Raw genomic sequence first — 4964 nt, 5'->3', positions numbered from 1 at the left:
AGCACGCCTCAAGCACCTTGCGATCTTTCCTCGAAAGGTGGACTTCTCTTGCTTCGGGTATCATCCCGACCTTGAATCACGACTCACGTTCCAAGAAAAGTGGGTACTAGAGCCACGGCCTTGATCGGCTGCGGCTCGTTTTCGACCGAAGACCAATTCAGATGAACCGGCTTTCCATAGCGGAACGCAATCGTCGCCGGTCCGTCCGGATCATATATGACGTTAGACCATTCCACGCTGATCGAGCCGACGGGAACGGGCGGCAGGTGGTCCTCCAGATGGTCGGACATGAGGTCTATTTGCAGACAGATAGAGCCAGCGCTGAAAATGAAAAGTATGTGCGGAACGACGTCGGTCGGATTTGTCCGACGGAGCAGCGCTCCGACGACAAGCGGCGGTGCGTTGCCGACGGAAGCGAATGACAGGCCGACGCCAAGATTGGGAAAATCGACATTGTCGTCCGCATCGAGGAGCCAGGCACGAAGCTTGGCGTAGTGATTTAGCTCATCGTCGGGCAGCAGCGCGAGACCCATCTTTGCGAGGGCCTTGTAAGCCTGACGTGGTCGAAAGGGCACCCCCGCGACCGGCACGGTCATGCGGAACACGCCTTCTGCAGTTACGGAAACGTGCTGAGCAGGATCCGCATTGTTGGAGAATACATTTGTTCCCTGTCCATCGGCTCCGCCGCGTCGCGATATCACGGAATCGCCTCCCGAGCGTCCTGTTTGCCGGACCTTGTTGGACTTTCCTTTCACGCCACCCAGCGTCAGGCATGGGCTGTCAGCTTTCGCGATAGCGTCGTCATACTTCGAGAATATCTTATTGCAGCCATCGCATTCATCCCGAGAGATAACCCACTTGTTGCCGAGAGCTTCGGGGAAGGTGTGGGCCACCATTCGGAAACGGGCGGGATCTGTTTCGCCGCAATAGCGGCATCGCCCTGCTGCTCCAAGGAACACAGTGCCGCCACCGATCGACGCCTTTACCTGAGCGAGCAACGAATAACGCCCGCCCAAAACAGCGTCGCCTATCCGTGGTCCTTTATCCATGCTGTCCTGAAATTCGATCTGATTCGTCTGGCTACGATAACGCAGTTCGGACAATCGGCGCCTTGCCATATTGATATTGGTGATACAAGTCCCTGCTTCCGTGTGAGCCTTGGGCCTCGGCTTTCCAGCTCGGCCCTCGCCAAGAACTTGCGGTTTTCATTACCAGCGATCCTTGCCGGATGACGCGGTCCTGATCGTCATGTGCGGCGCCGAAAAGGAAGACAAGGCAGCATAAACGAGCATGAAGACTCCATCCTGGACCACCCGACCCGCCCTGTTCTCCACGGGAGATGCGGTCTTCGAGCTTCAGGTCTTTGGTACGGCACTCATGGCAAGGTACCGCGGCTGGGATTTTGCCGCTCACAACTGCCCATCAAGTCAACCCAAGCCGTGGAGCGCCTTCCGCTGCTTCCTTCCGCGTTGTGATCGAGCGCGACGGCAAGCGGCTCGCGGTCGCACCCTCGTCCTTGCACTTGCCGCGCATCGAGGAAGAGGAGTATCGCTCGCTCAGCGATCTGGTCTTCTTCGATTACGCCAAGGTGCCCGATGGCCATAGGTCGGCCCACCTGGATATCACCAACGTCCATTGGTCGGACGCGAATGAGGTCGTGGCCGATTATTCGTTCGTGATTGGATATCCGACCGAGTCCCACAGGATCGAGCTCGACCTTCAGGATGAGACGCAGCTTTCAGAATTCACCATGCGCTGGATACGGCAGGACCTTCAGAGGTCGGACAGCGCACCCATGGACACAGAAAACCGGTTGATATTTGTGAAGCACGAGCAATCGACGCGGCTCAGCATAAATCCTGACGGCCTCAGCGGCTCCCCCGTCTTCTCGATCGTTCACGACCAGTTGAAGGATCGTCACCTCAGGTTCGAGGGAATTGTGACGAACGCGCGTGACGACCGCTTCGCTGTCCTGCCAAGTGCGCACATACGTCCCATGCTCGACGGGATCGTGGACGGGAACTAATGAGCGACAGGTCAGCCGACAAGCAACCCGCGCTCTTCCTGCCGGGAGATAAATGCGAGAAGCACCGATTTGCGCGCGCACAACATGGTGCCCGCGCGAAAGAGCGGAAGCCTCGAGTTCTCGGCGAGATAGTAGATCTTTCGCTTGTTGCGGTCCCGATCATCTTCGTTCCCGCCAAACAGGAATTCCGCGATAGCTTCAGCACCTTCGAGTATGTCGCTGGCTGGGCTCTGTGGCTCTGTCTGCGGTACTGAATGCGCTGTCATCGCTTCTCCTCTTCGGTTGGTGTGGTGTTCTTCGCGGGGCAGGCTCTTCTTCGACTTCAAAGGCCGTTACCATTATTTGGTTTCGTCCCGTTTTTTCGATGCTGATTGCTGGCAAACAGCACCGAAATAATGACCCATTGTCTTTTTTTGGTAGCCCGCGAGTCAATTTCAAAATGCTGTAACTGCGAAACCTTCCGGATTTTTCGACCCTAAGCACGTCGTCGGCATGCGCTTGCATGCGCGTCTATCGAGCGCCGGTGGTGTGGCACGCGCACACGATGGTAGCCGCAGATGGTCTGGACGATGGAGTGAGCGATGACCAATCATTCGCACTCAGTCCTGCCGATTCCGAATCCTTCTGGTCGTTCGTCGCATCGAGCCAGGCGTCACCCCAGAGATTCGTTCAAAGCAATGCCAGACCAAATCGCGTGTCCGAAATGGATCGGCCGCACGGGGCCTCGTGTGAAACCGCAATTGCTTCTGCTAGGGGTATTTGACGCTCCTGCTGCCTAGCGCTAATGCTGCGCGTTCTCATTCCATCGGCTTCATAACTCGTGCCCCATACGTCATGACAAACACAATTCTTGTTGCGGACCTTAAGAAGCGCCTTGTCGCCTGGAGCGAGAGCGTCGTCGAAGAGACAGGTTCTGCCGGAGTGTTTTTATTTGGGAGCCTCGTCTACAAAGGCGGGGCGCAGTTTGGCGCGGGCAGCGATGTTGATCTCGTCGTGTTGTTCCCCAACAATCCGATGGATGCGCTCGCGCGGCGCGGCTGGCTCGAAAAGCTGCTTGAGCACAAGATCCGTCTCGAAGCCGAGCTGGCCACCATCTTGACCGAGGCAGATCCGGCCAAGCCGCTTTGCAGCATCGTCGTGCCGACGCCTAGCGAGGTCAAGGGAGACATTCACAAGGACGGCGCGCGAGGCTTCTTCAAGGAAAATGCCTATCGGAGCCTTCTGGATGGCAAGGAGTCGAAAGGCCTGCCAGGGGCGGGCACGCTTGAAATCAAGGATCGCCTCGCGATCGAAGGGTTACGGCTTGCTCAGAAGAAGCGTAACGCCTTCTTGGCCGTCAATGCCAAGGGGGAGGGCGGAATCCCACCTTACGCCGGCGACGACCCCGCGCCGAAAATATCATGCGCCATGCGGCCATGGCCGCGCACTCGGATGATCGCAATGCAGACCCAGGCGCGGAATACGACACTCAAGAAGGCTTGGACTTCTTAACCCACGAGCTGTATCGCCAGCGAGGAGCTGCCTCCGCGTATCGCGACCTGCATCACTGGCTGTCCGTGCGTCGGGGAGCCCGAGGCACAGTAGGTCCTCTTGTGGCCGGCGATCAACTTCTCTTCGCGGAAATCATCTACGATGCGGCGCGTGCACGCTTCAGTAAGCCGGATGAACAGCCTCCCTCGCTGCGAGGAAAGCATAGCACCGTATGGTTCTCCGAGCGCTTTGCGCAAGCCTTCCCCGGCGTGCGAGGCGTACAATGGTTCGATGAACCAGAACTGGTCAGAACACGTCTTCTCAGGCTGCTGGAGCCGCCGCTCGAGTATTCTGACGCTCAGCCCGTCTGGTGGTTTCGCGGACCGAGCAATCTGCCCATACGTTCGTTCGAGCATGTTCGCGACAGGCTCTACCAGATGGACGAAAGCGAGCTTTTGATCCGACGGATCGCCGCCGTGAAGCCGGGCCCCTATTACTGCGATTTCGTGTACGTCGAGCTCGATCCGATGGAGCCGATCGGCATCTATTCACAGACGGCCGACCGCATTGCCGAAGAATCGAGTGGCGAAGGACACTTCGGATACTACTGGGAAGAATACGGCTTGGTCGATGGCAAGCACGTCATCACCCGCTCCCAATATGATGATGGTGCAGCAGAGATTGAGGGGAGCTTGAAGATGTGCGTGGCCGAACGCAGCTTCGCGTGCGGTATGTGACGCCCTACAATATCATCATCGCGGCCAGTCAGTCGTCAATCAACAACAGTGATTTTGACGAATTCCTCAAAGACGCGATGAGCCGCATGCTGCACGGAGAAGATCTCTTGCAGCTTGGCGAAACGGTTTTGAAACTGCCGAAGCGCCATTAGCGCTTGGCATCCTTCTGTAATTGGACGAAACCGATGTTCGTCGTTGCTCTTGGGTCAAAGCGACCTATCCAACGGTTCATTGCGGATCATTCCAAACCTTTCCGCTGCGATTCCCAATCCTTCCGGTCTTAATGAAGGTCCGATCTCGCTAGCCTCTATCTCCGATCAACCATCAGAGAGGAGATACCCATGAAAGTCATCACCATCGGAAAGAAGCTGGTCCCCGTCGAACAGGTTGCGTTCGTCGAGCCGTTCGATCCGTCAGTCAGTCCCGAGTTCAAGCCTGAGAAGGACTACAAGGGCGGGATCGTCATGCTCAATCGGGATATCGTGCTCACCGAGCAGACGCCGCAAGAGTTTGCGGCCGAGCACGAACTGCACCTGTTCACCGAAGACAGTGTTGCCGTCAACCGAGCCATCGTGTTCAGGGTCGAGACCTTCGAGCCGACCGAGAGCTTCAAGCCGGCAAGGTGTCAATCGGCGTTTGACTGGGACCCCCTATCGGCCTCCAAAAGGGCCCCCTTTGATCGGCGTGCTCTGCTGGTAGCGCTCGGGTCGTCGGAGCTGGTCGGGGTTGCG

Annotated in this window: 7 protein-coding genes; 5 read left to right on the top strand and 2 right to left on the bottom strand. The window is 57.4% G+C overall.

The features are described from left to right. Window positions 1-83: 83 nt before the first annotated feature. Complete coding sequence (locus tag QJT78_RS48375; RefSeq protein ID WP_157790571.1) at window positions 84-1103, bottom strand: hypothetical protein; 1020 nt, start codon at window positions 1101-1103, stop codon at window positions 84-86. Between the two features lie 368 nt (window positions 1104-1471). Between QJT78_RS48375 and QJT78_RS48370 the strand changes: the two genes are divergently transcribed. Beyond that, a complete protein-coding gene (locus QJT78_RS48370) occupies window positions 1472-2026 on the top strand; it encodes a hypothetical protein (RefSeq protein WP_038945659.1) in 555 nt (184 codons plus the stop codon). Window positions 2027-2037: 11 nt separating this feature from the next. Here QJT78_RS48370 and QJT78_RS48365 read toward each other — a convergent pair whose 3' ends face one another. Then, window positions 2038-2352, bottom strand: coding sequence for a hypothetical protein (locus tag QJT78_RS48365; protein ID WP_202801374.1), 315 nt, complete (start codon window positions 2350-2352; stop codon window positions 2038-2040). A 508-nt stretch (window positions 2353-2860) separates the two neighbouring features. Between QJT78_RS48365 and QJT78_RS48360 the strand changes: the two genes are divergently transcribed. The 4 genes from QJT78_RS48360 to QJT78_RS48345 all read left to right on the top strand — a co-directional run. Next, window positions 2861-3517: a nucleotidyltransferase domain-containing protein gene (locus tag QJT78_RS48360; RefSeq protein WP_038945661.1), complete on the top strand. Its 657-nt coding sequence runs from the start codon at window positions 2861-2863 to the stop codon at window positions 3515-3517. Then, complete coding sequence (locus QJT78_RS48355) at window positions 3427-4233, top strand: hypothetical protein (protein WP_157790569.1); 807 nt, start codon at window positions 3427-3429, stop codon at window positions 4231-4233. The genes QJT78_RS48360 and QJT78_RS48355 overlap by 91 nt, the downstream gene beginning before the upstream one ends. Further along, window positions 4230-4385 (top strand): hypothetical protein, encoded by a 156-nt coding sequence (locus tag QJT78_RS48350; RefSeq protein ID WP_157790568.1) that lies wholly within the window; start codon window positions 4230-4232, stop codon window positions 4383-4385. The genes QJT78_RS48355 and QJT78_RS48350 overlap by 4 nt, the downstream gene beginning before the upstream one ends. Window positions 4386-4574: 189 nt before the next feature. Next, window positions 4575-4964, top strand: a 390-nt coding sequence (locus tag QJT78_RS48345; RefSeq protein ID WP_281460759.1) for a hypothetical protein, incomplete at its 3' end; no start/stop codon positions are given.

This window comes from Bradyrhizobium sp. Mp27, assembly GCF_029953005.1.
GTDB classification, from domain to species: Bacteria; Pseudomonadota; Alphaproteobacteria; order Rhizobiales; family Xanthobacteraceae; genus Bradyrhizobium; species Bradyrhizobium barranii.
Note: the sequence above shows the minus strand (reverse complement) of the source record. Positions and strands in the feature narration are given on the sequence as shown.